The following is a 26,628-nucleotide window of genomic DNA, read 5'->3' as shown; positions in this document are numbered from 1 at the left end:
GCCCTGGCCCCCTGAAGCGCCACAACCGGCCTCACACGCCCGTGGCACAGCGGCGCCCTGCTCCAACGCACCATCCGGCCTCACGGGACCCCTGAGCAGCCCCTCCGGCGCTTGTCGCCCTGAACCGCGACCCCACCACCCCGCCCCCACCTGGCCCGTGGGCCTTCGACGCTGTCCGCCCCAAACGCCCTCAACAGCACGCTAGCCCCGAACCGCCCCAGCACCGCCGCGCCCTCGACCACACCGCCGGCTCCCAACCGCCCTCAACAGCACCGCCAGCCTCGAACCGCCCCCAGCACCGCCGCGCCCTCGACCACGCCACCGGCTCCCAACCGCCCTCAACAGCACCGCCAGCCTCGAACCGCCGAGCCGAGCGCCGCAGCGCCCTCGACCGCTCCACCGGCCCCGAGCCGCCCCGTCGCCCCCCAGCACCGCAGCGCCCTCGACAGCACCGCCCAGCCCCGAACCGCCCGTCGCCCCCAGCACCGCCGGCCCCGAACCGCCCCGCCGAGCCGAGCGCCGCAGCATCCCGATCAGCCAGCGCCCACGCCCCCAGGCCGAGACACTCAGCCCGTCCGCTCGCCCGGACGACGCCGTTGAGACCCTCGAGCACGAGTGCCGACCGATGGGCTCATATCGGTACAAATCCGAAATGCCACCCAGGACGGCCCGGTCAGAATGTCTGGATCGTGGCGATCCGCTCCTCGAGCTGCTCGATCGTCGCCTGCGCGCTCGGCGGGCCACCGCACAGCCGGCGCAGCTCCGCGTGGATCTTCCCGTGCGGCAGCCCGGTCCGGTGGTGATGCGCGGCGACCAGGGTGTTGAGCTGCCGCCGCAGCACGATCCGCTTCTCCCCGGCCGTCTTCGGCTGCTGCGGGATCTCCGGTGCCACCGTGGCCGGGGCGGCCGGACCCCTGCGCCGCTCGGCCGCGACCTGGTCGGCCTGGCGCTTCTGCAGCAGCGCGGAGACCTGGTCGGGCGTGAGCAGACCCGGCAGCCCGAGGTACTCCTCCTCTTCGGCCGTGCCCACCTGCGCCGGCATGCCGAAGGTGGCCCCGTCGTAGATGACCTGGTCGAGCTCGGCGGTCGCGAAGAGCGCCTCGAAGGAGTTCTCCAGCTCGCCGCTGGCCTTCTCCTCGCGGTTGGCCCGCTCCAGCTCATCGTCGTCGTACCCGTCCTTGGTCTTCGGCTCCCCCAGGACGTGGTTGCGCTGCGCCTCCATCTCGCTGGCCAGCTCCAGCAGGTGCGGCACGCTCGGCACGAAGACCGTGGCCGTCTCCCCGGGGCGCCGGGCGCGCACGAACCGCCCGATGGCCTGGGCGAAGAACAGCGGGGTCGAGGCGCTGGTGGCGTACACCCCGACGGCGAGCCGCGGGATGTCGACGCCCTCGGACACCATCCGCACCGCGACCATCCACCGCTCCTGCGACGCCGCGAAGGCGGCGATCCGCCCCGAGGCGCCCACGTCGTCGGAGAGCACGACGACGGGCTTCTCGCCGGTGAGGTCGGTGAGCAGCTTCGCATACGCCCGGGCGTTCTGCTGGTCGGTGGCGATCACCAGGCCGCCGGCGTCCGGTATCCCGTCGGCCCGCAGCTTCTGCAGCCGCGCGTCGGCGGCCCGCAGCACCTGGGGCATCCAGTCGCCCCTGGGGTCCAGCGCCGTACGCCACGCCTGCCCGATGAGATCCTGCGTCATGGGCTCGCCGAGCCGCGCCGACAGCTCGTCGCCGGCCGAGGTCCGCCAGCGGGTCTCTCCCGAGTACGCCAGGAAGATGACCGGCCGCACGACCCCGTCCCGCAGCGCGTCGGAGTATCCGTACACGGTGTCCGAGCGCGAGCGCTGAATCCCGTCGGGCCCGCGCTCGTACTCCACGAAGGGGATCGGGTTCTCGTCCGAGCGGAACGGCGTCCCGGTGAGCATCAGCCGCCGCACCGCCGGCTCGAACGCCGCCCGCACCCCGTCGCCCCAGGACTTCGAGTCCCCGGCGTGGTGGATCTCGTCCAGCACCACCAGGGTCCGCCGCGTGATGGTCCGCCGCTTGTGTACCGCAGGTGCGATGCCCACCTGCGCATACGTCACCACGGTCCCGTGGAAGTCCGACGCGGCGTGCACGTCGGAGTTGCGGAACCCGGCGTCGAGGTCGATCCCGACCTGCGCGGCGGCCTGGGCCCACTGCGTCTTGAGATGCTCGGTGGGCGTGACGACGGTGAGGTTGTCGATGGTCCCGTCCGCGAACAACTCCAGCGCCACCCGCAGCGCGAACGTGGTCTTGCCGGCGCCCGGCGTGGCGACGGCGAGGAAGTCCTCGCGCTTGCCGCGCAGATACTCCATCAGGGCCTTGCGCTGCCACACCCGAAGCGTCTGACCTTGCTGCACCACCGGACGCGGCGGCATGCGGCACCCCTCCCGATACGTCACGTACGCGCCGAACTCCGCGGCTTCTCCGAGGCCCTGTCACCGCCCGGTCTCCCGGGCCGTGGCCGGCCTCTCCCCTTCGGCCGACCGCCGAACAGTTCCTTAGCGATCGACGCGGCTTTCCGGTTACGACCGCGCCGAGGAGATCCGCCCCGTTCGTCCGCTTTGGCACGAACCTAGGGCGCATGAAAACGCCCTCGCGTCAGCGCGGACCGCGAAGGCGTTGACAGCCTAGCGGGCTACGGCCGGCGATGCGCCGAACCGAGCCGAACGTCACGAGCTCGAGTCGTCGTTCTGAACAACGTTCTCGTAGAGGTCCTTGCACACCGGGCAGACCGGGAACCGGCTCGGGTCCCGCGAGGGCACCCAGAGCTTCCCGCACAGCGCCCGCACCGGCGTGCCTTCGATCATGGCCTGCATGATCTTGTCCTTCGGCGCGTAGTGCGAGAACTTCTCGTGGTCGCCGGCGTCGTAGCGATAGTCGGTGCTGGTCTGCTCTTCGACGCGCTCGTCGGTGAGAGTCCCGCCACCGTTTTCGGGAGTGGTCGTCACGGCTCCCAGTCTGCCAGGCCCGGCCGGAATTGGCCCGTACCGCGGGCCCGCCTGTGGACAACCCCCGCCCGGCAGGACGCCCTGTGGATAACTCCCCGGCGCCCGGCACCGCCTCCCTGTGGACAACCCGAGGCCACCTCACCCGCTCGGGCTATCGTGACCACGTGATCAACCACGTCATTCGCTTCGGCCCCGAAGTCGAGGCCGCCCGCAACGCCGGCGCGCCGATCGTCGCGCTGGAGAGCACGATCATCTCGCACGGTCTCCCGCGCCCGGCCAACCTCACCGTCGCCAAGGAGATCGAGTCGACGGTGCGAGCCGCCGGTGCCGTCCCCGCCACCATCGGCATGATCGCCGGAGAGATCGTGGTGGGCCTGTCCGAGCCCGAGATCGAGCACCTCGCCGGGAGCGACGACGTGGTCAAGCTCTCCGTCCGCGACCTGGCCCCGGCCGCGGCCGCCCGCGCCGATGGCGCCACCACGGTCGCCGCCACCTCGGCCATCGCCGCGCGGGCCGGCATTTCGGTCTTCGCCACGGGCGGCCTGGGCGGCGTCCACCGCGGCGCCGCCACGACGTTCGACGAGTCGGCGGACCTGACCGCCCTGTCCCGCCTGCCGATCGCGATCGTCTGCGCCGGCGTGAAGTCGATCCTCGACGTCCACGCCACCCTGGAGCGCCTGGAAACCCTGGGCGTCAGCGTCGTCGGCTACGGCACCCGCCGCTTCCCGGGCTTCTACCTCACCGACGCCGGCTTCGACCTCGACTGGTCCGCCGGCGACCCGGCCGCGATCGCCGACATCATCCGCGCCGCCCGCACCCACGACGTCCACCAGGGCGCCCTGATCGTGGCCAACCCCCTCCCGGCGGACGAGCAACTGGACCCGGCCCTGCACGACCGTGTTCTGGCCGAGGGCCTGGCCGGCCTGGAGCGCGACGGCATCACGGGCAAGGACGTCACGCCCTATCTGCTGTCCTACTTCCACACCGCGACGGAGGGCCGCAGCCTGGACGTCAACGTCCGCATCATCCTGCGCAACGCCGACCTGGCCGCCCGCATCGCCACCGCCCTGTGACCAAGGCCGCCGAGATGCGCCAACTCGCTGGACCCCACCGCGGCGCCAACCCCGGCCGCACCCGCGCCGAGCAGCCAGGACCGGACCGGCACCGGCCGAGACCGCACCCGCACCGGACGGGGTCGGCTCAGGACCAGCCCGGACGAGACCGCCGCATCACCGACCAGAACGAGTCCCCGGGCCAGCCCTTGAACGATCCGCCGGACTCCCCGATGCAAGGCCGGCAGCCGGCCAAGACGTCCCAGCCATCGACGGGATGCCAGCGGATCTGGACGACCGAGCCGCTGCCCGGGGCGGTCTCGACGCCGCGACGAGCCGCAGTCCGGATCCCCGTCAGCGCGAGGCCGGGTGGGGCGCCGTGAGCGTGCTCGTCATCGGTGACGTGGTCACCGACATCCTCACGGTGCACGAAGGGCCGCTCGCCATCGGCTCGGACACCATCGCCCGGGTGCGGATCGCGGGTGGCGGCTCGGCGGCGAACACCGCGGCCTGGCTGGCCGTGGCCGGGTGCCCGGTCGCGTTCGCCGGGGTCGCGGGTGCGGACGAGCCCGGGGACACCCGGGTCGCCGAGCTGCGGGCGGCGGGGGTGACGACGAGCGTGCGCCGGGTGCCGGGGGTCGCGACCGGCACGGTGGTGGTGCTGACCTCGGACGCCGAGCGCACGATGTTCACGGATCGGGGCGCCAACCGGCTGCTCGGCCCCGAGGACGTGCAGCGGGCGCTGGACCTGCCGGGGCTGCGGCACCTGCACCTGTCCGCATATGTGCTCTTCGACGCCGACTGTGCGCCCGCCGGCCGGCTCGCGCTGGCCGAGGCCCGGCGCCGGGGGCTCACGACGAGCCTGGACGCCGCGTCCGCGGCGCCGCTCCAGCGGCTCGGGGCGGGGGCGTTCCTGCAGGCGGCACCGCGGCCGGACATCCTGTTCGCCAACCTCGACGAGGCCCGGGTCCTGGGGGCCGACGAGCCCGCTGACCTGCTCGCCTACGCCGATGCGGTCGTGGTGAAGTCCGGCCCGCACGGCGCCGCCTGGGCCGACGCGAACGGCAGGTCCTGGGCACCCGGCGTGACCGTGCCGGAGGTCGTCGACCCGACCGGCGCCGGCGACGCGTTCGCCGCCGGGTTCCTCGCGGCCTGGCTGGGCGGGGACACGGTGGAGGAGTCGCTGCGCCGCGGAAACGAGCTCGGCGCCCGCGCGGTCGCCACGCTGGGAGGCCGCCCCTGACGAAGACAGACCGGAAAGTGCGTCAGTCGGCGTCGATGACCTTGTGCTCGCGCTCCGAAAGGGCGTGGTCCGGGTCCGGGTGGGACTGTTGCTTGCGGTGGAAGCGGTTGCGCAGGCGCTTCTCCGGGCGCGGTGGAGCGTCGTTGGCCAGCATGACCGCGATCATCGGCAGGAAGACGCCGCCCGCGACACACAGCGTCAGCCACAGCCAGAGCAGAGGTGGACGGGTTGCGACCAGGATGGCGCCGACCACCACGCAGGCGGCACGCAGGAGCATCATCAGCACATAGCGCACCTCGCGGGCGCGGAGCTCCTGTTCGGGGCTGCGTGCCGCGTCGGTGATCAGCTGTGGGCGTTCCCGGCGGGCCATTACTCCGAGTCTGCCACGGCCCTGTGAACCGTGGGGACTCAGGTGGAGGTGAGCCTGGTGCATAAGACCCACCCGGCGAGGGGATTCCTGGCCGCCGTCCCCTTCGCGGGCCGAAGCGCGGTCGGATTGCGCACGGATGGAAGCTCGACGTGCGGGGGACTCAGCCGCCGGCTCGCCCGGGACGGGGTGGTCCACCGGCCTTGTGAGCAGGGACTCGCAGCCGTGGCACGGCTGGGTGCCCTGCTCGCTCGGCGTGGGGATCTAGACGGTGGGCTTGGTGGGCGGGGCCTGGTGGGCGCCGACGGGCTGGGCCTGGTCGCGGGCCGTGGTGCCGGTGGCCAGGAGGTCACGGATCTCGGTCAGGAGGCGGATCTCCTCGCTCGGGGCCTCGGGCTCGGGCACGAGGCCGCGCTTGCGGCGTTCGGCCAGCTTGTTCATGGGCAGGACGACCAGGAAGTACACGGTCGCGGCGGTCAGCAGGAACGCGATGACCGCGTTGACGAAGCCGGGCCAGTCCAGGACCTGCTTGCCGATGTGAACACCCGAGGCGTCGTTGATGCCGATGCCACCGGTCAGCTTGATCAGCGGTTGCAGAAAGCCCTCGGTGAACGCCTTGACGACGTCGTTGAAGGCGGCGCCGATGACGACCGCCACGGCCAGTTCGATGACGTTGCCACGGGAGATGAAATCCCGGAATCCCTTCAGCACGAGAGGCACCTTACGACCGGCGAGGCCCCGGCGCATCCGTTGCCGCGCCGGGAGAATGCTCCGACCGGCCGGGCGGTCGCGACAACCACTCCGGCGCGCGGCACGGCCCGTCGCCGCCGACCGGCGCATCGACCACGGCCGGGCCGCGCGGCAGGCCCGGAAGAAACACGGCGCGGCCGAGAAGCAGGACCGGAAGAACCCGGACCCGGCAAACGAACGAGAACCGGAGGAGCAGAACCGGAAGAACCCGGGACCGGCGCAGGAACAGGAGCCGGCCGAGGAGCAGGACCGGAAGGACCCGGGACCGGCGCAGGAACAGGAGCCGGCCGAGAAGCAGGACCGGAAGAATCCGGGACCGGCGCAGGAACAGGAGCCGGCCGAGAAGCAGGACCGGAAGAATCCGGGACCGGCACAGGAACAGGAGCCGGCCGAGAAGCAGGACCGGAAGGACCCGGGACCGGCACAGGAACACGAGTCGGCCGGGAAGCGGGAGCGGAGAGAGCAGGGTCCGGCCGGTGGGCGGGTCCGCAGAGGGCGGGGCCCGGGGCGGGGAACAGCGTTGGCCGGGGAAGATGCTGGTCAACGTGCGCGGGGCGTGAGACAGTCTCTCGGCGTGGACGGGTTGGCTGAGGCGGTCGCGGCGCGGTATGGGGTGCCGGGTGAGAAGGTGCACGCCGGGCCCGAGGGTGGGGTCAACACCGTGTACTTCCTGGGCGATGACCTGGTGCTGCGCGTTCCCCGGACTCGGCGGGCCGCGGATGGGCTTTTCACCGAGGCGGCGATCATTCCGGCGGCGCGCCGGGGCGGGGTGCTGACGCCGGCCGTGGCCGAGTTCGACGCCACGGTGCCGTACCTGCTCACCGAGCGCGTGCGCGGGGTGGATGCGCAGGCACATGCGGTACTGAATCCGGAGCTCTTCGAACAGGTCGGCCGGGAACTGGCGAAGCTGCACCGGATCGCCCCGCCGCCGGGGCTGCCCGCCGACGGGTCGCCGCCCGATCCGTGGGCGCTGGTGTCGGACCTGCGCGCGGAGGGGCGGCTGGACCAGGACGGGGCGGAGTGGCTGGCCGGATGGTTCGACCGCCTCGCGCCGCGGGTGCCGATCGCGCCACTGCGGGTGCCGGTGCACGGCGACGTGGCGCCGCAGAACATCATGGTCGCGGGCGGCGCGCTGGCCGGGCTGGTGGACTGGGGCGACGCGATGCTCGCCGATCCGGCCGTCGACTTCGCCAAGCTGCCGTTGACGGTCGTGCCGGCGGCCTTGCGCGGGTACCGCGGAATCAACATGGAGCCGCGCGTCCTCTGGCACCACCTGGTCTGGGCCCTCGCCCGGCTGCGCGACCCCGAGCCGTCGGCGGCCCGCCACTGGTCGGCGCCCCCGGCGAGCCGCCTGCTGGGCCTGCTGCGCTTCTTCGCCACCACGGCGGCCTGGCGCGACCTGGTCTAGGTGTCGCTGCCGCTCATCCCTTGGCCGCTTTCGCCTCCGCCTTCACCTGCTTCTTGTACTCCCGCACCCTGACCAGCGAGTCCTGGTCCACGATGTCGGCGACGGACCGGAACGAGCCCTCCTCGCCGTACCCGCCGGCAGCCTCCCGCCAGCCCTCGGGCCGCACCCCGCACTGCTTGCCCAGCAGGGCCACGAAGATCTGCGCCTTCTGCCTGCCGAACCCCGGCAACCCCAGCACCCGCTGCAGCAGCTCCGCGCCGTCGGCGACACCGGCCCAGATCCCGGCCGGGTCGCCGTCGTACCGCTCGACGATCACCCGGCAGACCTCCTGTACCCGAGCCGCCATCGCCTTCGGGAACCGGTGCAACGCCGGCGGCGTCGCGAAGATCTCCACCAGCGCCTGCGTGTCGAAGTCGGCAAGCTCCTGCGCGGTCGGCTCGTGCCCGAGCCGCTGCGTCAGTACCCACGGTGAGGTGAACGCCTTCTCCAACGTGATCTGTTGATCGAGCGTCATGCCGATCAGCAGCGCGAGCGGGCTGCGGGTGAGGTACTCGTTGGCGCCGTCGTCGATCGGCAGCGTGATGGCCATGCCGCCATCCTGCCCCACAACCCGGCGCGATCAGGCGAAGGCCGCGGGAAACCGTTTGATGGGCCGGGAGCCGGCCTGCGATGATCCGCCGGTGGCAGCCTCGGCCGAGAGCCTTCTGGGCATCTACGACGCGCAGCTGCGGGCCCGGATCCCCCCGCCTCCCCTTCCCCTCGGTACGGTGTACGAGCAGGACGGGCCGGTCGTACGGGCGCACTACGGCACGCACGGCACGGTCGAGCATCGTGGTCCGCTGGGACCCGAACCGGAAGCACTGATCCGGCGGCAGCAGGCGGCCTTTGCCGCCCGTAGCGAACCAGCCGAGTGGAGGGTCCACGCCTCCGATCCGCCGGAGCTGCCGTCGTACCTCGTCGCCGCCGGCTTCACGCCCGGCTGGGACCGGCATCTGCTGATCGCCGACATCGACACGCTCACCCCCGAGCCGATCGCCCTCCCCGCCGGGCAGCGCATCCGGGAGGTGAAGTTCGGCGAGCACTCACGTATGGCTCGGGTCCACGACATGGCCGCGGCATCCGGCCCGCACCGCACGCCCTTGAACGAGTCGGATGCGGACGGTGACCTCGTCGGCTGGGGGCGCAACCTGTCGGTCGTGGAGGTCGACGGCCGCGCCCGGGCCGCCGGCTGGGTGGTCCAGGTGGCCGGGACCGAGTTCGTCTCCATCGGTGGAATGACCGCCCCCGAACCCGCCATGCTGCCGGCATGGGTCACCTGGAACGCCTTTCGCGCCCGTATCCCGGGAAGCACCCTCCCGGCGAGCGGCGGCCGGTGGCGGTACCTCATCGCCGAGGCCGACGGCGAGCTGCGCGAAATGCTCGTTCGAGCGGGCTTCCAGAAGGTCACGACCGTTCAGTCGTACCACTGGTCCCCGCCGGGCCGGCCGGCCGAGGAACGACCGGTCGTGCTGGTCTTCGACGACCCGGCGGGTGACGCGGTCTGGCGCCGCTTCCTCTCTCACTGGGCGTTCTCGGGGGACAGCCGGAACGGTCCTCCGACCGAACCGCCGGACTCGGTGACCTGGCAGCTCAGCGCGATCGACGGGGACACGACGGCCGTCTCAGCGTTGGAACGCATCGTGCAGCGCGGTCTGCGGCTGGCCGTTCACCCCGGCGAACGGGTTTACGCCCTCAACGCATACACGCAGGGCTACCATTTCGATCCGCGCCTGACGGGCGGCCCGGGACAGCCACCGCCGCCACGCTGCGCCTACCCCGACCGGGGCGACGACCGCCTTTACACGACCGCGGATCTCCGCACCGGCACGTACGGCGACCCCTGGGAAGCCTCGCTCTGCGTCTTCGGCACAGAACTGCTCCGCGAGGTGGAGGCCGACCTCACCGCGCTGCTCGGCGTCGTCCTGCGCCGCGGCGGCCGTCCTGTCGGCAACGTCTGGACCTTCGGCCCAGAGGGCAACACCGTCACCAGCCCCTGATCGCTGCGACTCGAATTCTCCCTGGTTCAAGCATCTGCTGGTCAAGCGTGAGACCCAGCACCAGCGCCAACGCATCATGATCCAGCAGCGCGTTCGCCTCAGCGGGAATCGGCAACGAAAACGGCATACCGACATCCTCCCCCGACACCGGCAGGACGCGACCACAACCAGCCTCGGTACGCCCACACAAGCACCGACAACACGAACCGCTACCACCGCATCGACGCATCGTCGATTGTCCAGGCCTGCCTCGACCTGGTCGACTGACCAGGGCGGCGCACCGCTACGGGCCTGATGGATCAGGTTCCCGCCGGTCGACCGGGCCGGCGGCGCGGCGGCTTGTCCTGCGGCGCTGCGGTCGTAGCGCCCGGAATCAGGTTCGTCGTGAGCAGCTGCCGGCACTCGCCATGCGGTACGTCGCCCGCGAGCTGGCCGATCAGCAGATCCGCCGCGGTCGCGCCGGCCTCCGCCGAGCGCGCCGACACCGTCGTCAGCCGAGGGTGGGTCTGCGTGGCGAGAACATCGTCGCAGCCGATGACGCTCAGCTCCTGTGGCACCGAAACCCCGCGCTCGGCCAGACCCGTCATCAGGCCGTGGGCGAGGAGGTCGTCGAAGGCGATCACCGCGGTCGAGCCCGATGCCAGGACGGCCTCGGTGGAGTTGCGACCGACCTCGTACGACGAGCGGCGTCCCGACAGCACGGTGACCGTCATACCGCGCAGCTCCCCCGCCCGCTTGACGGTGTCGCGCCGCTGGCCGTTGGACCAGGAGCGGATCGGGCCGCTCAGGTACGTGATCTCACGATGCCCGAGATCGGCCAGGTGTGCCACCGCCTCGCTCACCCCGCTCACCGTGTCGATCAGGACTCGGGGCAGCGGGCTCAGGTCGCGGTTGACGAGGACGATCGGGCGCAGTTTGGCGTAGGCCAGGATCACGTTCTCGTTCATCCGGCTCGACGCGATGATCATGCCGTCGACCTGCGGGGTGAAGCGGTCCAGCAGGCGCTCCTCGCGCGCCGGGTCCTCGTCGGTGTTGCCCAGGAACACCGCGTAGCCGGCCGCGTCCGCCTGCCGCTCGACCGCGCGGATCATCGGGGGGAAGAACGGGTTGGCGGTGTCGGCGACCACCAGGACCAGGTTCTTCGTCTGCTGGACGACGGGCGTGGTGGCGCGACGGTACCCCACCTCGTCGGCCGCCGCCATGACCCGCCGCACGGTCTCGGCCAGCAGCCGGTGCGGCTCGCTGTAGGCCCGCGACGCCGTGGCCCGGGACACGCCGGCCCGTTGCGCGACCATGGCCAGGGTCGGCGGCTTCCTGTGGGGTGCGGACATCGTTCACGCTCCTGATCACCGCTGCGACGGCGAAAGATCCGAGGCGCCGATTCTGCCTCACCGGTACGCCGCCCGGAGCCGGCGCTGAGCACTGGGGTCCGCGCCGGCCCGGTCCAGGCCGAGCAGCGCCGCACCCAGCACCGGCGCGGCCGTGACGAGCGTCGGCCGCGCGTTCGGCGCGACCCCGGCCAGCAGGCGCACGACGGTGTCGTTGAGCTGGGCGTGCCCGGCCGCCAGCACGGACCCGCCGAGCACGACCGGGATGTCCGTGTCCAGCGCGTCGAGCCGGCGCAGCGCCACCGTGATCATCGCGACGATCTCCTCGGCCTGGCGGCGGACGACGGCGCCGGCGACCTCGTCGCCCCGCGCGGCCACCTGGAACAGCAGCGGGGCCGCCTCGAGCCGGCGGCCGTCCGGGATGTCGCCGAGGTGTGTCGCCTCGATGAGCGCGGCGACGCAGGAGAAGCCGTAGTAGCTTGGCAGGGCCTCCATCAGCTCCGTCGCGGGTCCGCGGCCGTCCTCGGCGCGCGCCGCGGCCCAGAACGCCTCGTTGGACAGCTGCCGGCCGCCGCCCCAGTCGCCGGAGATCGCGCCCAGGGCGTGGAAGCGCGAGGTCCGCCCGTCGGGGAGCAGGCCGACGCAGTTCATGCCGGTGCCGCACACGACGGCCACGCCGCGGGGCTCGTCGACCCCCGCCCGCAGCACCCCGAAGGTGTCGTTCATGACGTGTACCTCCAGTGCCCACCCGCGCTCGCGCAGCGCGGCGGCGAACTGTTCCTCCTCGACCGGCAGGTCGGCGTTGGCCAGGCACGCGGACAGCTGCCCGGCTTTGGGCATCCGGACGGCCACCCGGTCGACGAGGGCGGCCAGGGCGTCGAGCGCCGCCGCGGCCCCGGCCTGCTGCGGCTGGAACCCGCCACCGCGCGCGGTCGCGAGCAGCGTGCCGTCGGCGCCGACGAACGCGACGTCGGTCTTGCTGTTGCCGGCGTCGATCGCCAGGACGCCGCCGTCCGGGCTCGTCATGCCCAGTCCAGGTAGGCGCGGTTGTGCGCGAGCAGCCGCGTGGTCAGGTCCTCGGCGAGGGCGGACTGCCCGACGAGCGGATGGGCCAGCAGCGCGTCGAACACGCGCCGTCGCCCGCCGTGCAGCGCCGCCCGCAGCGCCAGGTCCTCGTACGCGGACACGTGCGCGACGAGCCCGGCGAAGAGCGGTTCCAGCGGCTCGACCGGCTCCGGGGCCGCGCCCGCCGCGCTGACGCGGGCCGGGACCTCGATGACCGCGTCGTCGGCCAGGAACGGCAGCGTGCCGTCGTTGCGGGCGTTGACCACCTGCACGTCGCCGGTGTCGTTGAGCAGCGACGCGGTGAGCGCGACGGCCGCCTCGGAGTAGTAGGCCCCGCCGCGCCGGTCGAGCAGCTCCGGCTTCTCGTCCAGCGCCGGATCGGCGTACAGCGCCAGCAGCTCGCTCTCGAGGGCGGCGACCTCGGCCGCGCGCGACGGCGCGGTCCGCTGCTTGCGCACCATCTCGTCGTGGGCGTAGTAGTAGCGCAGGTAGTAGGACGGCACGACGCCGAGGTCCCGCAGCAGCCCGGCCGGGAGCCGCAGGTCAGCGGCGAACTCCTCGGCGTGGCGCTCCAGCAGCTCCGGCAGCACGTCCCGGCCGCCCAGGCGGACGCCGCGCACCCAGGTCAGATGGTTGAGCCCGGCGTGGTCGAGCGTGATCTGCTCGGCCGGCACCCCGAGCAGCCGGGCGAAGCGCCGCTGGAAGCCGATGGCCACGTTGCACAGCCCGACGGCGCGGTGCCCGTGCGCGAGCAGCGCCCGCGTGATGATGCCGACCGGGTTGGTGAAGTCGACGATCCAGGCGCCGGGGCTGACCTTCCGCACGCGCTCCGCGATGTCCAGCACCACCGGGACCGTGCGCAGCGCCTTCGCCAGCCCGCCGGCCCCGGTCGTCTCCTGGCCGACGCACCCGCACGCCAGCGGCCACGTCTCGTCGTCGTTGCGGGCCGCCTGCCCGCCCACGCGCAGCTGCAGCAGCACCGCGTCCGCGCCGTCGACGCCCGCCTCCAGCTCCGTCGTGGTCGTCACACGGCAGTCGTGACCCTGCCGAGCGAAGATCCGCCGGGAAAGCCCGCCGATCAGTTCGAGCCGGTCGGCGGCCGGGTCCACGAGCACGAGCTCGGCGACCGGCAGCGTGTCGCGCAACCGCGCGAAACCGTCGACGAGCTCGGGGGTGTAGGTGGACCCGCCACCGACGACCGTGAGCTTCAACCTTTGACTCCTGTCAGCGTGACGCCCTCGACGAAGGCCTTCTGGGCGAAGAAGAAGACGATGACGACCGGCGCCATGACCAGCAGCGTGGCGGCCATGGTGAGGTTCCAGTCGGTGTGGTGCGCGCCCTTGAACGAGGCCAGGCCGTAGCTCAGCGTCCAGGCGGCGGGGTTCTCGCTGGCGTAGATCTGGGGGCCGAAGTAGTCGTTCCAGCAGGCGAAGAACTGGAACAGCGCGGCCGCGACGATCGCCGGTCGCGCCATCGGCAGGACGACCCGCACCAGCGTCTTGAGGTCGCCGCAGCCGTCCATCTTCGCGGCGTCGAGGTACTCCTGCGGGATTGTGAGCAGGAACTGCCGCAGCAGGAACACGGTGAACGCGTCGGTGAACGCGAGCGGGACGATGAGCGGCCACAACGTGCCGGACAGGTGTAGCTGCCCGGCCCAGAACAGGTACATCGGCACGATCACGACCTGCGGCGGCAGCATCATCGTGGCGATCACCACGACGAGCACCGCGTTGCGCCCGCGGAAGGAGAAGCGGGCCAGCGCGTACGCGACGGGAAGGCTCGACACCAGCGCCAGGACGGTGCCGAGCACGGCGTAGAGCAGGGTGTTGCGCCACCAGGTCAGGAAGCCCGGCGTCGACCAGACGGTCCGCAGGTTGCCCCAGTGCCACTCGTGCGGCCAGAGGTCGCGGGTGAGGGCCTGCCGGTCGCTCATCAGCGCGGTCAGCCCGATGAAGACGAACGGCAGAACGAAGAACAGCGCGGCGCCGACGGCGAGCGAGTGCAGGGCGATCCAGGACAGGACCCGGGACCGGCGCGGCGCGCGGGCGGAGATGGACGTCACCGGCGGCCCCTTCAGTCGGCGGCGGAGAGCAGGCCGCCGCGGCGGCGGATCAGCAGGGCGGTCGCCGCCATCGCCAGCGCGAACATCACCAGGGCGATGACGCACGCGGCGCCGGTGTCGAAGCGCTGGAACCCGAGGTGGTAGACGAGCTGCGGCAGCGTCAGCGTGGACCTGGCCGGATAGCCGGGCTCGAACTGCTGGCCGGAGCCGCCGACCACGCCGCTGGCGACCTTGCCGGCGACAATCGGCTGGGTGTAGTACTGCATCGCCTGAATGACCCCGGTGACCACGGCGAACACCACGATCGGCGCGATGTTCGGCAGGGTCACGTGCACGAAGCGGGGCCAGGCGCCGGCCCCGTCCAGCGCGGCCGCCTCGTACTGTTCCCGGGGCACGTCGAGCAGCGACGCCATGAAGATCACCATCAGGTCGCCGATGCCCCACAGCGCGAGCAGCGTCAGGGCCGGCTTCGACCACTGCGGGTCGTTGAACCAGCCCGGCTGCGGCAGCCCGAGGCGGCCGAGGACCGTGTCGGCCGGGCCGGTGCCCGGGTTGAGCAGGAACGCGAACGCCATGGTCGCCGCGACCGGCGGCGCCAGGTACGGCAGGTAGAACAGCGTCCGGAACACGCCCGCGCCGGTGCGCAGCCTGGTGACGAGCAGCCCGACGCCCAGCCCGAAGATCACCCGCAGCGTCACCGTCACGGCGACCAGCCACAGCGTGTTGCGCAGTGCCGGCCAGAAGAACGGGTAGTCGCCGAAGACGTACCGCCAGTTCCGCAGCCCGGCGAAGGTCGGCGGAGTGAAACCGTCGTAGCGCATGAAGCTGAAGTAGATCGTGGACAGCAGCGGGTACAGGAAGAAGACGCTGACCCCGATCAGCCATGGCGAGAGGAAGGCGAGGTTGCGCAGGGCGCGGCGGCGGCGCGTCATCGGCTCTGCGCGAGGTCTTTGTCGATCTGCGCGTCGGCGGCCTGCAGCGCGGCCGGCAGGTCGGCGATCTGGCCCGACTCGTAGCGGTAGCCGACGTCTTTGAGCGTGAGCAGGTAGGCGCCGCCGTTCGGGGTGGCCGGCGGGCTGATGCTGTGCTGGTCCTGGGCGATGCCGATGAAGACCGCCATGGCCGGGTCCTTGGCCAGGTTCGGCGAGTTGAGCGCGGCGAACGTCGACGGCACGTTGTGGATCGCGTTGGCGAAGCCGACCACCGCGTCGGTGTCCGTGGTCAGGTACTTCGTGAGCTCCCAGGCCGCGTTCTGCTTCTCGCTCCTGCTCGAGACGCCGATGACGGTGCCGGCCAGCCCACCCCGGCCGTAGGCGTCGGCCTGGTCGTCCGGCACCGGCAGCGGCGCCACCCCGACCTCGAAGGTGACCCCGGCCTCGGCGGCCATGTTCGCCCGCCACTCGCCGTCGAACGCCATCGCGACCTGGCCGGTGTGGAACGGGTTCTTGGCGCCGAACTCGTCGCCGAAGGTGGTCCGGAAGCGCTCCAGCTTCGCGTAGCCGCCGAGCGCGTCGACCAGCCGCTTCTGGGTCTGGAACATCTTGCCGACGTTCGGGTCCCGCGACGCGTTGGCCTTGCCCTGGTCGTCGAAGTAACGCGCGCCGAATTGGAAGCCGTACTGCTCCAGGCCCGACTCGTAGCCGTGGTAATTCGGCATGAAACCGAGCTGGCTGTACGTGTCGCCGGTGCTCTTCGTCAGCTTCTGCGCGTCCGCCTCGAACTCGGAGAAGGTCTTCGGCGGCGCCGTGATCCCGGCCGCCTTGAACGCGTCCTTGTTGTAGTAGAGCCCGTAGGCGTCGGCCAGCAGCGGCAGGGTGCAGCGTTTGCCGCGATACTGCGTGTAGTTGCGCATCGGGGCCGGAAACGTCTTGTCGAGGTCGATTCCCGACTTCGCCAGGAATGGGGTGAGGTCGACCAGCGCGTTGGTCGAGCAGAAGGCGCCCACATTGGTGGTGGTGAAGGACGACACCACGTCGGGTGCGTCCGACCCGCCGGTACGCAACGCTTGCTTGATCTTGTCGTCGTCGATGTTGCCGACGGCCTTCACGTGGATGTTCGGGTGCTTGCGCTGAAACGCCTCGACGTTGGCGGTGATCGCGGCCAGCTCACCCGGCGCGCTCCAGCCGTGCCAGAAGGTGATGGTGACGTCCTTGGTGGGATCGTCCTCGGCCTTCGGCGCCGACGGCGTCCCGGTGCAAGCGGCGGTGAGAGCGACGCCGGGCGACGGCCGCCACCAGCACGCCCGCCCTGTGCATTCGAGCCATGGATGTCCTCCCAGGTATCCGAATTGGAAGGTTGCCTGACAGACGCGGCAGATTAACGTGCACATCAGAGTCTGTCAATCAGGGTTTCATTGATGGGTAACGGATACTTAAAGGCTCCTCAAGGGAGGTGACAGAGATGGGCGTGCACTTTATACTCGCCGCCCCAAAAAAGCGCCAGAGAATGGGGGGTGACAGAAGTTCGGGTACACCTTATAGTCCACGGCCATCGAGATGCGCCGCTCAATTCTGAGTGACGCCAGCGCACGAAAGGAGCACCCATGCGTTTCTCAGCCCGCCGTCCCCTCCTCATCGGCCTCGCGGGTCTGGTGGCGGCCGGCACGCTGGCCGCCGGCACGGCATACGCTTCGGCTTCGGCTTCGACGAAGCAACAGGCTCAGGCGGCGGCCGCGACGGTCGTGCGCGACCAGTTCGATTCGCTGAATCAGAACGTCTGGCACTGCGAATTCACCTGCCCCACGATTTCCGGGGGCCTGGCGAAATTCAATCTGAAGCCCGGAATCCCGGCGAACCAGGCCGGTTCCTGGTCCAAGATCGGCTACCGGCCGAAGCGCTTCACGAAGGGCTCGTTCACCATTCGGTTCGCACTGACGCAGCGCCCGAAGCAGCCGGTGTGGTGGGGACTGGCACTCTGGGACGATGGCCCCGCCGCCAACGGGAGCCAGTTCAACGAAATCAACTTCGGCTACACCACCGACCAGAGCTTCACCAACACCCAGCTGCGTTTCGAAAGCGCGAAGCGCGGCCATGACGTCTCGCTGAAGGTCGATACCGGCGTCAACCTCTACGACGGCAAGTTCCACACCGGCACGCTGGAGTACGCCAGCGACTACGTGGCGTTCTACCTCGACGACCGGCTGCTGAAGGTGATCAGCGACGAGAGCGTCATCCCGACCGACCCGATGGAGCTGGTCATCGGTCCCCGTCTGGTGGCCGGCAAGGGGAACCTGACGCAGACGTTCACCGAGACCGTCGACTGGGTCAAGATCGAGTCATGAGCAGGTGATGGCCCCTCGCCCCGCCGACGAGGGGCCACCGCGCCGTCATCTTCCGCGGAACGGATCGTGATGCCACCGAACAGCTCTGCCCTGCGTGTGCGGCGCGACGACGATCCCGCGTCGTCGGGCCGGGCCGCGGCCGCCGATGCGGCCGACGCGCTGCGCGACGCCCTGGCGGCCAACGGCGCGGCGCGGGTCGTCTTCGCCGCCGCCCCCAGCCAGCGACATCTCCTGCACCACCTCGCCGAGCAGCCCGGCATCGACTGGGCCCGCGTCACCGCCTTCCACATGGACGAGTACATCGGCCTCGCCCCCGGGTCCCCGCAGCGCCTCGGCAACTGGCTGCGGGCGGCGTTCTGCGACCGGGTCCCCCTCGGCGCCGTGCACCTCATCGAGCCCGGCGACGCCCCGCAGACGGCCGCCCGCGAGTACGCCCGCCTCCTGGGCCAGGCCCCGATCGACCTGGTCTGCCTGGGCATCGGGGTGAACGGGCACCTGGCCTTCAACGATCCGCCCGTCGCCGACCTGGCCGACCCGGACGCGGTGAAGGTCGTGGAGCTCGACGAGACCAGCCGCCGCCAGCAGGTCGAGGAGGGGTGCTTCCCCGGCCTCGACGCGGTGCCGCGGCAGGCGCTCACGCTCACCATCCCCCGGCTGCTGTCCGCCGGGCGGCTGGTCGCGGTGGTCTCCGGCCGGCACAAGCGCGAGGCCGTCCGGCGCACGCTCCAGGACCCGGTCGGGGTCGCCTGCCCGTCCACCGCGCTGCGGACCCATCCGTACTGCACGCTGCACCTGGACGCCGACGCCGCGTCGGCGCTGCCGCCCGAGCCGGCCCATGCCGGCTGAGCGGACCGTCACCGGGCGCGACCCGGCGACCGGGCGGCCGCTGCGCGTCACCGTCGCCGGCGGCATCATCGCCGCCGTCGGCGACGGGCCGCCCGACGAGACCCGCTGGCTCGCCCCCGGCCTGATCGACCTGCAGGTCAACGGGTTCGGCGGGCACGACCTCAACGCCGCCGGCCTGGCCGCGGAGACCGTCGCCGCCCTGACCGCCGGCCTCCGCGCGCGCGGGATCACCACGTTCGTCCCCACGCTGGTCACCGCCGAGCACGAGCGCATCACGCACGCGCTGGTCGCGATCGCCGCCGCCCGCCGGGCCGATCCCGGGGTGCGACGGGCCATCCCGTACGTCCACCTGGAGGGCCCGCACCTCTCCCCCGAGGACGGCCCGCGCGGCGTGCACGACGTGCGCCACATCCGCCCGCCCGACCTCCGCGAGTTCGACGCGTGGCAGGCGGCCGCCGGCGACCTCGTCGGCCTGGTCACGCTGTCGCCGCACTACCCGGGCGCCGACGCGTACATCCGGCAGCTCGCCCGGCGCGGCGTGCACGTGGCGATCGGGCACACGCATGCGACGCCGGAGCAGATCCACGCGGCCGCGCGGGCCGGAGCACGGCTGAGCACCCACCTCGGCAACGGCGCGCACGCCGTCCTGCCCCGGCACCCCAACTACCTGTGGAGCCAGCTCGCCGACGATCGGCTGACCGCGGCCTTCATCGCCGACGGCCACCACCTGCCGGCCGACACCCTGACGGCGATGCTCCGTGCCAAGGGCTTGGACCGCTCCGTGCTCGTCTCCGACGCCGTCGCGCTCGCCGGCCTGCCGCCCGGCCGGTACGACACCCCGGTCGGCGGCCGCGTCGAACTCTCCGGCGACGGCCGGCTGACCGCCGCCGGAACCCCCTACCTCGCCGGGGCCGCCCGCTGCCTCGCCGACGGCGTCGCACACGTCGTGCACGCGTGCGGGCTCAGCCTCGCCGACGCCCTCCGCCTGGCCACCGCGCGACCCGGACGCTTCGTCGGCGGCCGCGGCCGGATCGAGCCCGGGCAGCCGGCCGAACTCGTCCGCTTCGCCTTCACGCCGGGCGATCCGGGCCTCCGGCCAGACGGTGTGTGGGCCGGGCCGGAGCACGTACACTCCTGAAGGCGCCAGTGTCCGGGGAACTGGTTGAGCCACAGGACCAGGGCCCGGGTCGCCGTCAAGCTGTTCGTCGCCAACGACATCGACCTGCAGCGACTCACCCCATTATCAAAGGCTTTCATCAAATCTCCGGGCCCCAAGGAATGACCGCACTCCGACTACGATGCTCGCGTGTCGAACAAGTCAGGGGCGACGGTGATCGGAGCGTCGCGGACCGCCGCGATCGTCGCAGGCGTTGTACTGCTCGCCGCGGGCGCCTGCAAGAACACCGCCGGCAGCACATCGGTTGCCGCGCGACCATCGGTGACCGGGAGCCCGGCGCCGTCTGGGCCGGCCTTGGAGTCCTCCACCGCGTCGGCCAGCGCGACCAGCCCGAATAGCACCGCAACGACGCGCACCCCGCGGCCGGCCGCCACCACCGGCAAGCCCGCCACCAAGACGACGGGTCCGGCGGCGCCCGGCGTGTCCGTCACCGACGTGACACTGACGCTGAAGACCACCGGCAATGCCGGCGTTTGCTACCCAGAGGGTGTCCCGGTCGACATGTCGTGGGTCCTGCACGTCAACACGCAGGCGCCGACGCAGGTCCGGCTCGAGGTCCAGTCCAGCGACGGGATCGTCCTCGGCGGCGCCAGCATCGGATACACCGCCTTCGACGGCGTTGCCGACGGCCTGGCTCACCATACGGTTCACTGGGACAAGGACCATGCGCAGCGCACGGTGGAATACTGGATCCAGGTGCTCGCCCCGAGCCGCGTGCAATCCAGTCACGTGAAGTTCAGCATCAGCTGCCGCACACCCACTCGGGGCGCTTGACGCCGCCGGTGGAGCCGTCATAGATACCGGTTCCGCGATCCACATCGTCGTAGGCAAACACGAGGTGACGGTGCTTACACGGCCGGCGCCGTCGTAGGTGTAGGGGTGCCGCCTGCGTCGGGACTGTACAGATAGCGGCGTATTGGCCGATCAAGGCAGAGACGTCAGCAGCGTGATGGCCATGCCGAACATCCTGCCCGCGGGCCGCCCCGATCGTCACGCGATTCGCCGTACGTCACGACTACGCTTGGGACACACGAGGCTGGAGGTGACGTGGCGACGCCAATGCGACCCCGGATCGAGCTGCGCACCCTGGGAGACCTGGTCCACGAAGTCCGGCGCGGTGCGGTGCGGATCCCTCAGTTCCAGCGTGGGTTCAAGTGGGATGCGGACGACGTCGTCAAGCTGTTCGACAGCGTCCTGCGCGGTTATCCGATCGGCAATCTCCTGTTCTGGCGGCGCCCCGCGCCCGCTCAGACTCTTCATCTCGGACCGCTGACCATCGATGCTCCGCAGTCGGACTCCGCGTGGTGGGTCGTGGACGGCCAGCAGCGCATCACGTCGCTCGTCGGGGCCCTGAGCGCCGCCGACACCGCCACCGACCTGCGCTTTCGGGTCCACCTGGATCTGGACTCCGGCGAGTTCTCCACCGCGGGCATTCGGCAGCAACCGCCGGGCACCTGGGTCCCCGTCAGCTTCCTGCTCCACGACAGGACGCTGCTGAGCTGGATGAAGGCAAACCAAACCTGGCTCTCGGAAGCACAGCTCGACCTGGCGGACCGTGCGGGACTCGCGATCCGGGACTACGAGATCCCCGTCTACATGGTGGTCTCGGACGAGGAGAGGTCGCTGCTGGACATCTACACCCGGATCAACACCGCTGGAAGACAGCTCACGAAGGCCGAGGTATTCCAGGCGCTGCACACTCTGGCCGACGGTGATGCCCCGCTTACCCTGGAGGCGATCGGCCGCGGGCCGGCCGAACTCGGCTTCGGCGCGCTGGACGACCAGCTGGTGATGCGGTGCCTGGATGCCTACCAGGGCGGCGACGTCGTCCGCTCCGGCTTCACCGGGGCCTTCGAATCAGACCAGGATCGTGAGGAGACGTTCGGCGCGATAGCCGCGATCCTGCGGGACGTCATCGCGTTCCTGCGGGACACGGCCGAGATCCCGCACGTGAAGCTGCTGCCGCAGCCTGGCGTCGTGCCGCTGCTCGTCCGGTTCGTCAAGCTGCACGGCGCGCCGGAAGGACGAGCCGCCACGCTGCTGCGCCGGTGGATCTGGCGCAGCGCTGTGGCTGGCGCCCGCGTGCGGGGTCACACTCGGACGGTGGAGAAGCCCGACCCGGTGGCGGCCGCGAGCGCCCTGCTGCAGCAGGTCCCGCCGGACGTCCGCTTCGTCGCCGACCTCAACAAGGTGCATCTCGGCCAGACGACGTCCAAGATCAATATTCTGGGCCTCTGGTCGGCCGGGCCGCGGGATCCCTCGAATGGCAGCCCGGTCGACATCGCCCGTCTGCTGGATCACAGCAGCCCGCTACGGCCGATCTTCGACGACAGCGACCTGCCGTTGACCGGCACGATCGCCAATCGGATCATCGCCGCTCCCGGCCCAGCGCTGCGCCAGGCTCTGGCCACGGCATCCCTGGAGGTGGCGGAGAGCCACCTCGTCGACGAGGAGGCACAACACCTGCTGGCCAGAGGGGCTACGAGCGATTTCCTCGCCCGGCGCGCCGAAGCGACCGCTGTCGGGCTGCAGCGACACGTGGACCGCATGGCGGAGTGGGGCGCGCGCGACGGTAGGTCGATCGCTGATCTGCTCAGGACGGGCTGAATGCGGACACCGGGAGCTGAGGTCCGCCTGCACGGGCGCCGCGTCGGACTTCTACGCTTCGTGAAGGGCCGCGCCGAATTCACATACGAGGACGATCTCGACTCGCCCAACCACCGCACGCTCGGGCAGATCTTTGAGGACGACCCGGGAGCCGTACGCCGCCCAATCGCCGGGGTCCCGGCCTGGTTCGCCAACCTGTTGCCCGAGGGCGCCCTGCGTAAGCAGATCATCCGCGAGCTCGGCGGTGGCAACGTCGGCGATTACACCCCGCTCGTAAAGCTGGGAGCCGACCTCCCCGGCGCGGTCACCGTCCACGGGGACGACGTACCGGACGACGATGTCGCCCCGGACACGCCCCATGACGTGCCCGACTATCCGCTGCGTCATTCGCTCGCCGGAGTACAGCTGAAGTTCTCCGTCGCCAGCGATCGGCTGACCTCGCGGGTGAGCGGGGCCGGCAGCTGGTGGATCGTCAAGCTCCCCGATCGGACGTTCCGCGACCTGCCCGCCAACGAATACCTGACCATGCGCTGGCTGGCCGCTACCGGATTCAACGTTCCGGCCGTCGACCTCGTGCCGGCGAAGACCATCGCGGGCATCCCCGAGGGCCTGGCCGATCCGGACGAACGGCTGTACATCATCGAGCGGTTCGACCGGACGCCTGCGGGGCGCGTCCACGTTGAGGACTTCGCACAGATCGCCGACCTGGAGCCGGCGTTCAAGTACGCGACTTCATCCGGCGGCTGACCGCGATGATCGTCACCGGGAACACCGACGCCCACCTCAAGAACTGGGCGTTGCGCTATGCCGACGGCCGGACGCCGCGGCTCGCGCCTGTGTACGACTTTCACTCGCTGACGATCTACAGCCGGTACCGCTACGAGCCGCTGGCACTGAGCATGAACGGCGAGAAGGTCGCGCCGTCCCAGGTCGTGCTGGACGACTTCCGGCGGATGGCGGAGCGGATCGGGGAGGACCCCGCGGTGACGGCCCGCATCGTCGGCGAGACTGTCGAGGGAATGCGGGCCGCCTGGGGCGGTGAGCTGCTGGACGAGGCGCGCGGGCGGTTCGAGGCGCTCGCGGGGCACTACGCGCAGCGGCTGCGGTCGCTGCCGATCAGCGCGGGGTCGGCGGGCGGGTGAAGCGCGCCCGGGACCACAGGTAGCCGATCACCGCCATCCCCGCGCACCATGCGACGGCTGGCAGGAGGTGCTCGTCGAGCGGGCCGCCGGTCAGGGCGCCGCGCAGCGTCTCGATGATTGGGGTGTACGGCTGGTGCTCCGTGAATGCCCGCAACCCGTCCGGCATGCTGGCGGTCGGTGAGAAGGCGCTGCTCAGGATCGGTAGGAGGGTCACCGGGAGGGACGCGTAGCTCGCGGCCACGATGGTGCGCGCGGACAGGCCCAGCGCCGTGGTCAGCCAGGCCGTCGCGAACGTGGCCAGGGCGACGGTTCCCGCGACCGTCAGCCAGCCGAGCGGGGTCGCGTGGGGGCGGAAGCCCATGAGGACCGTGACGGCGAGGATGATCGCCACGCACAGCAGGGTGCGCAGGACCGTGCCGAGGACGCGGCCGGTCAGGACCGCGGCGCGGGAGATGCCCATGGTGCGGAACCGGTTGATGATGCCCTCGTTCATGTCGGTCGCCACCGCCAGGGCGGTCTGGCCGACGCTGTAGCCGATGCTGAGCACCAGGACGCCGGGGACGACGTAGTCCAGGTACGCCGACGTGCCGAGCCGGGTGGCGCCGCCGAAGAAGTACACGAACATGAGCAGCATCATGATCGGGGCGATCAGGGCGCCGAACATCGTCGACGGGTTGCGCCGGTTGTGCAGCAGGTCGCGGCGCAGCATGGTCAGGGCGTCGCTCATGCCGCGACCTCCGCCACATGGGTCAGGGCGAAGAACACGTCGTCCAGGTCGGGGGTGTGCACGCTGAGGGTCTCGGGCTCGACGCCGGCGGTTTCGAGGCGGTCGAGCAGGTGGCGCAGGTCCGCGACCGTACCGTCGCCCGGAACCCGCAGCGCCAGGTTCTCCTCGTCCGGGGTCGCGGCGGGCAGGGCGGAGCGGGCGGCCGCGAGCGCCTCGGCGCCGGCGAAGCCCAGGCGGACGTGCGCGCCGGGGACGCGGCGCTTGAGCTCGGCGGGAGTGCCCTCGGCGACGATGTGGCCGTGGTCGAGCACGGCGACGCGGCCGGCGAGTTCGTCGGCCTCGTCGAGGTACTGCGTCGTGAGGAAGATCGTGACGCCACCGGCCGCAAGCTCGCGCACGGTCTGCCACACCGCGCGGCGGCTGCGCGGGTCGAGGCCCGTCGTGGGCTCGTCGAGGAAGATCACCCGCGGGGCGCCGACCAGGGTCATGGCGAGGTCCAGGCGGCGTTTCATGCCGCCGGAGTACGTGGCCGGGGTGCGCCGCGCGGCGTCGGTGAGGTCGAAGCGTTCGAGCAGTTCGGCGGCGACTCGGCGACCGGTGCGCCGGCCCAGGTGGTGCAGGTCGGCCATGAGCAGCAGGTTCTCCTCTGCGGTGAGCAGGTTGTCGACGGCGGAGAACTGGCCGGTGACGCCGATCGCGGCGCGGACCGCGGCGGCCTGCGCGGTGATGTCGTGCCCGGCGACCGTGGCGGTGCCGCCGTCGGCCGGCACGAGCGTGGCCAGGATGTGCACCATCGTGGTCTTGCCGGCGCCGTTGGGGCCGAGCAGCGCGAAGATCGCGCCGGCCGGCACGTCCAGGTCGATGCCGTCGAGGACGATCTTGTCGCGGTACGACTTGCGCAGCCCGGAGACCGTGATGCCCGAGTCAGTCATGGCATCACTATGGCACCATCCGTGGCGCCATTCAAGCGACGAATGGCGCCAAGTACTCCAGGTGCCGCTCGCGCTGGTCGCGTACCGGCTCCGTCTCCTCGCTGAACACGGACGCGAAGATCCCGGCCGGTGCCGGGTCTGCCAGGCCCGTGCAGGCGGCCCGCGTCTCGGCCGCGACCTGGTCGGACTCGGCGGCGAGGGCGGCGCGGAACCCCTCGTCGGCCCAGCCGCGCTCCGCCATGAGCCGCTCGAGGCGCGCGATGGGGTCACGATGGCGCCACGCCTCGACCTCGGCGTCGGAGCGGTACCGGCGCGGGTCGTCGGAGGTGCTGTGGCCGGCCATGCGGTACGTCATCGCCTCGATCAGCACCGGCGGCCCGCCGCGGCGCACCGACTCGGCGGCCCGGGCCGTGACCGCGTGCACGGCCAGCACGTCGTTGCCGTCGACGAGGTACGACTCCAGGCCGAAGCCCACCGCGCGCCGATGCAGCGGGGCCGCCATCTGCCGGCTCGTGCGGGTGGAGATCGCCCACTGATTGTTCTGGCAGAAGAACACGACCGGCGCGCCGGCCACCGCCGCCCAGTTCAGGGCCTCGTTGACATCGCCCTGGCTGCTGGCGCCGTCGCCGAAGTACGCGAGCACCACCTCGTCGGAGCCGTCCAGCCGTACGCCGAGCGCGTATCCCGTCGCGTGCAGCGCCTGCGCGCCCAGCACCAGGCTGTAGATGTGGAAGCGGTACCGCGCCGGGTCCCAGCCCCCGTGCGTGACCCCGCGCCACTGCGCGAGCAGCTCGGCCGCGCCCAGCCCCCGGCACCGCGCGGCGGCGTGCTCACGGTAGCTGGGGAACACGTAGTCGCCGGGGCGCACCGCCCGCACCGAGCCGACCTGGGCCGCCTCCTGCCCCAGCGACATGAGCCACAGCCCGAGCTCACCCTGCCGCTGCAGCGCGAGCGCCTCCTCGTCGAACCGGCGCGCCAGGACCATGTCCCGCAGCAGGCTCCGGCACAGTTGCGGGGTGACCTCGATCGGTGCCTCATCGTCCGTTCGCAGCGTTCCATCCGGCGCCAGCAGCTGGATCATGCCCCCATCTTCGCGCTTCGGGGGCGATCGATGGTGGGGGCGGCGTACGCGAATTTGCCATACTTGCCACATGGACCTCACCCGGTACGTCGACGGCCTGCGCGCCGAGCTGCTCGCCGCGGCCGGCCCGCAAGAGGCCGCGCTGGCCGAGCGCCTCGCCGCCGCGGTGGCCTCGGCGACCCGGCTGGCCATGCTCGACGTGCTGTCGGACGCCGCCGACGAGATCACCCGCGACCTGGCCCCGGGCTCCGTCGAGGTCCGCGTCCGCGAGCGCAACCCGTACTTCGTCGTCACCGCCCCCGACGCGCCGCCCGCCGCGCTGCCGGAGGCCGAATCCGCCCCGGAGGGCCCCGTCGGCCGGATCAACTTCCGCCCGCCCGAGCAGCTCAAGCAGCGCATCGAGGAGGCCGCCGCGCGCGAGGGGCTGTCGGTCAACGCCTGGATGACCCGTGCGCTGAGCGCCGTCGTCGCCGGCGTCCCGGCCCACCGGCCGCCTCGCTCGGACCGCTCGTTCGTCGGCTGGGTCGGCTGATCTCCTGGCACGGCCCTCCTACCCT

Annotated in this window: 26 protein-coding genes and 1 pseudogene; 11 read left to right on the top strand and 16 right to left on the bottom strand. The window is 71.6% G+C overall.

The window, feature by feature from the left end; translation table 11 throughout:
* Positions 1-673: 673 nt before the first annotated feature.
* Positions 674-2,395, bottom strand: a complete 1,722-nt coding sequence (locus ACQPY0_RS09820) for a DEAD/DEAH box helicase (protein ID WP_432987091.1) — start codon at positions 2,393-2,395, stop codon at positions 674-676.
* A 294-nt stretch (positions 2,396-2,689) separates the two neighbouring features.
* Positions 2,690-2,968, bottom strand: a complete 279-nt coding sequence (locus tag ACQPY0_RS09815; RefSeq protein ID WP_432987089.1) for a DUF3039 domain-containing protein — start codon at positions 2,966-2,968, stop codon at positions 2,690-2,692.
* Between the two features lie 164 nt (positions 2,969-3,132).
* On the opposite strand from ACQPY0_RS09815, the gene ACQPY0_RS09810 reads away from it, so the two are divergent.
* A complete protein-coding gene (locus ACQPY0_RS09810; protein ID WP_432987087.1) occupies positions 3,133-4,041 on the top strand; it encodes a pseudouridine-5'-phosphate glycosidase in 909 nt (302 codons plus the stop codon).
* A gap of 364 nt (positions 4,042-4,405) precedes the next feature.
* Positions 4,406-5,263 carry a carbohydrate kinase family protein gene (locus tag ACQPY0_RS09805; protein ID WP_432995136.1) on the top strand — a complete coding sequence of 286 codons (858 nt, stop codon included), beginning with the start codon at positions 4,406-4,408 and terminating at the stop codon, positions 5,261-5,263.
* 22 nt (positions 5,264-5,285) lie between these two features.
* Here the strand turns inward: ACQPY0_RS09805 and ACQPY0_RS09800 are convergent, their stop codons facing one another.
* Complete coding sequence (locus ACQPY0_RS09800) at positions 5,286-5,633, bottom strand: DUF3099 domain-containing protein (protein WP_432987085.1); 348 nt, start codon at positions 5,631-5,633, stop codon at positions 5,286-5,288.
* A gap of 261 nt (positions 5,634-5,894) precedes the next feature.
* Positions 5,895-6,341: a large conductance mechanosensitive channel protein MscL gene (gene mscL, locus ACQPY0_RS09795; RefSeq protein WP_432987083.1), complete on the bottom strand. Its 447-nt coding sequence runs from the start codon at positions 6,339-6,341 to the stop codon at positions 5,895-5,897.
* Between the two features lie 595 nt (positions 6,342-6,936).
* Here mscL and ACQPY0_RS09790 point away from each other — a divergent pair.
* Positions 6,937-7,788: a phosphotransferase enzyme family protein gene (locus tag ACQPY0_RS09790; protein WP_432987081.1), complete on the top strand. Its 852-nt coding sequence runs from the start codon at positions 6,937-6,939 to the stop codon at positions 7,786-7,788.
* 13 nt (positions 7,789-7,801) lie between these two features.
* Here the strand turns inward: ACQPY0_RS09790 and ACQPY0_RS09785 are convergent, their stop codons facing one another.
* Positions 7,802-8,377 carry an HhH-GPD-type base excision DNA repair protein gene (locus tag ACQPY0_RS09785; protein WP_432987079.1) on the bottom strand — a complete coding sequence of 192 codons (576 nt, stop codon included), beginning with the start codon at positions 8,375-8,377 and terminating at the stop codon, positions 7,802-7,804.
* Positions 8,378-8,468: 91 nt separating this feature from the next.
* On the opposite strand from ACQPY0_RS09785, the gene ACQPY0_RS09780 reads away from it, so the two are divergent.
* Positions 8,469-9,824, top strand: a complete 1,356-nt coding sequence (locus ACQPY0_RS09780) for a DUF2716 domain-containing protein (protein WP_432987077.1) — start codon at positions 8,469-8,471, stop codon at positions 9,822-9,824.
* On the opposite strand, the gene ACQPY0_RS09775 is transcribed toward ACQPY0_RS09780, so the two are convergent.
* From ACQPY0_RS09775 to ACQPY0_RS09745, 7 genes are all read right to left on the bottom strand, one after another.
* Positions 9,811-9,951: a hypothetical protein gene (locus ACQPY0_RS09775; protein WP_432987075.1), complete on the bottom strand. Its 141-nt coding sequence runs from the start codon at positions 9,949-9,951 to the stop codon at positions 9,811-9,813. The genes ACQPY0_RS09780 and ACQPY0_RS09775 overlap by 14 nt on opposite strands.
* A gap of 172 nt (positions 9,952-10,123) precedes the next feature.
* A complete protein-coding gene (locus ACQPY0_RS09770; protein WP_432987073.1) occupies positions 10,124-11,155 on the bottom strand; it encodes a LacI family DNA-binding transcriptional regulator in 1,032 nt (343 codons plus the stop codon).
* Positions 11,156-11,212: 57 nt separating this feature from the next.
* Complete coding sequence (locus ACQPY0_RS09765) at positions 11,213-12,178, bottom strand: N-acetylglucosamine kinase (RefSeq protein WP_432987071.1); 966 nt, start codon at positions 12,176-12,178, stop codon at positions 11,213-11,215.
* Positions 12,175-13,428: a 6-phospho-beta-glucosidase gene (locus tag ACQPY0_RS09760; protein ID WP_432987069.1), complete on the bottom strand. Its 1,254-nt coding sequence runs from the start codon at positions 13,426-13,428 to the stop codon at positions 12,175-12,177. The genes ACQPY0_RS09765 and ACQPY0_RS09760 overlap by 4 nt, the downstream gene beginning before the upstream one ends.
* Positions 13,425-14,279: a carbohydrate ABC transporter permease gene (locus tag ACQPY0_RS09755; RefSeq protein ID WP_432987067.1), complete on the bottom strand. Its 855-nt coding sequence runs from the start codon at positions 14,277-14,279 to the stop codon at positions 13,425-13,427. The genes ACQPY0_RS09760 and ACQPY0_RS09755 overlap by 4 nt, the downstream gene beginning before the upstream one ends.
* A gap of 11 nt (positions 14,280-14,290) precedes the next feature.
* Positions 14,291-15,211 carry a carbohydrate ABC transporter permease gene (locus ACQPY0_RS09750; protein WP_432987065.1) on the bottom strand — a complete coding sequence of 307 codons (921 nt, stop codon included), beginning with the start codon at positions 15,209-15,211 and terminating at the stop codon, positions 14,291-14,293.
* Positions 15,208-16,608 carry an ABC transporter substrate-binding protein gene (locus tag ACQPY0_RS09745; RefSeq protein WP_432987063.1) on the bottom strand — a complete coding sequence of 467 codons (1,401 nt, stop codon included), beginning with the start codon at positions 16,606-16,608 and terminating at the stop codon, positions 15,208-15,210. Before ACQPY0_RS09745 ends, ACQPY0_RS09750 begins: the two co-directional genes overlap by 4 nt.
* Before the next feature lie 213 nt (positions 16,609-16,821).
* On the opposite strand from ACQPY0_RS09745, the gene ACQPY0_RS09740 reads away from it, so the two are divergent.
* The 3 genes from ACQPY0_RS09740 (at position 16,822) to ACQPY0_RS09730 (ending at position 19,543) form a co-directional block, all read left to right on the top strand.
* Complete coding sequence (locus ACQPY0_RS09740; RefSeq protein WP_432987061.1) at positions 16,822-17,559, top strand: hypothetical protein; 738 nt, start codon at positions 16,822-16,824, stop codon at positions 17,557-17,559.
* A gap of 69 nt (positions 17,560-17,628) precedes the next feature.
* Positions 17,629-18,405 (top strand): 6-phosphogluconolactonase, encoded by a 777-nt coding sequence (locus tag ACQPY0_RS09735; RefSeq protein ID WP_432995134.1) that lies wholly within the window; start codon positions 17,629-17,631, stop codon positions 18,403-18,405.
* Positions 18,395-19,543, top strand: a complete 1,149-nt coding sequence (locus ACQPY0_RS09730; protein ID WP_432987059.1) for an N-acetylglucosamine-6-phosphate deacetylase — start codon at positions 18,395-18,397, stop codon at positions 19,541-19,543. Before ACQPY0_RS09735 ends, ACQPY0_RS09730 begins: the two co-directional genes overlap by 11 nt.
* 155 nt (positions 19,544-19,698) lie before the next feature.
* Here ACQPY0_RS09730 and ACQPY0_RS09725 read toward each other — a convergent pair whose 3' ends face one another.
* Positions 19,699-20,013, bottom strand: a complete 315-nt coding sequence (locus ACQPY0_RS09725) for a hypothetical protein (RefSeq protein WP_432987057.1) — start codon at positions 20,011-20,013, stop codon at positions 19,699-19,701.
* Between ACQPY0_RS09725 and ACQPY0_RS09720 the strand changes: the two genes are divergently transcribed.
* The 3 genes and pseudogenes from ACQPY0_RS09720 to ACQPY0_RS09710 all read left to right on the top strand — a co-directional run bounded on the left by ACQPY0_RS09720 (position 20,003) and on the right by ACQPY0_RS09710 (position 23,331).
* The gene (locus ACQPY0_RS09720) at positions 20,003-20,356 is read left to right on the top strand and encodes a hypothetical protein (protein WP_432987055.1); all 354 of its coding nucleotides are present in this window, start codon (positions 20,003-20,005) and stop codon (positions 20,354-20,356) included. The genes ACQPY0_RS09725 and ACQPY0_RS09720 overlap by 11 nt on opposite strands.
* A gap of 285 nt (positions 20,357-20,641) precedes the next feature.
* Positions 20,642-22,189 carry a DUF262 domain-containing protein gene (locus tag ACQPY0_RS09715; RefSeq protein ID WP_432987053.1) on the top strand — a complete coding sequence of 516 codons (1,548 nt, stop codon included), beginning with the start codon at positions 20,642-20,644 and terminating at the stop codon, positions 22,187-22,189.
* Positions 22,190-23,331 (top strand): annotated as a pseudogene (locus ACQPY0_RS09710) (type II toxin-antitoxin system HipA family toxin). It abuts the gene before it with no gap.
* Here the strand turns inward: ACQPY0_RS09710 and ACQPY0_RS09705 are convergent.
* Genes ACQPY0_RS09705 through ACQPY0_RS09695 form a run of 3 tightly spaced genes read right to left on the bottom strand, consistent with a single transcriptional unit; the run spans position 23,306 to position 26,071 of the window.
* On the bottom strand, positions 23,306-24,058 hold the full coding sequence (locus ACQPY0_RS09705) for an ABC transporter permease (protein WP_432987051.1): 753 nt from the start codon (positions 24,056-24,058) through the stop codon (positions 23,306-23,308). The pseudogene ACQPY0_RS09710 and the gene ACQPY0_RS09705 sit on opposite strands and share 26 nt — an antisense overlap.
* Positions 24,055-24,990, bottom strand: coding sequence for an ATP-binding cassette domain-containing protein (locus ACQPY0_RS09700; RefSeq protein ID WP_432987049.1), 936 nt, complete (start codon positions 24,988-24,990; stop codon positions 24,055-24,057). Before ACQPY0_RS09700 ends, ACQPY0_RS09705 begins: the two co-directional genes overlap by 4 nt.
* Positions 24,991-25,021: 31 nt before the next feature.
* Positions 25,022-26,071 carry a thiamine pyrophosphate-dependent dehydrogenase E1 component subunit alpha gene (locus ACQPY0_RS09695; protein ID WP_432987047.1) on the bottom strand — a complete coding sequence of 350 codons (1,050 nt, stop codon included), beginning with the start codon at positions 26,069-26,071 and terminating at the stop codon, positions 25,022-25,024.
* Positions 26,072-26,141: 70 nt separating this feature from the next.
* On the opposite strand from ACQPY0_RS09695, the gene ACQPY0_RS09690 reads away from it, so the two are divergent.
* A complete protein-coding gene (locus ACQPY0_RS09690) occupies positions 26,142-26,603 on the top strand; it encodes a toxin-antitoxin system HicB family antitoxin (protein ID WP_432987045.1) in 462 nt (153 codons plus the stop codon).
* Positions 26,604-26,628: the final 25 nt, after the last annotated feature.

The organism is Dactylosporangium sp. CA-233914 (genome assembly GCF_050942935.1).
GTDB lineage: Bacteria > Actinomycetota > Actinomycetes > Mycobacteriales > Micromonosporaceae > Dactylosporangium.
This window is presented reverse-complemented; position numbering and strand designations above follow the sequence as displayed.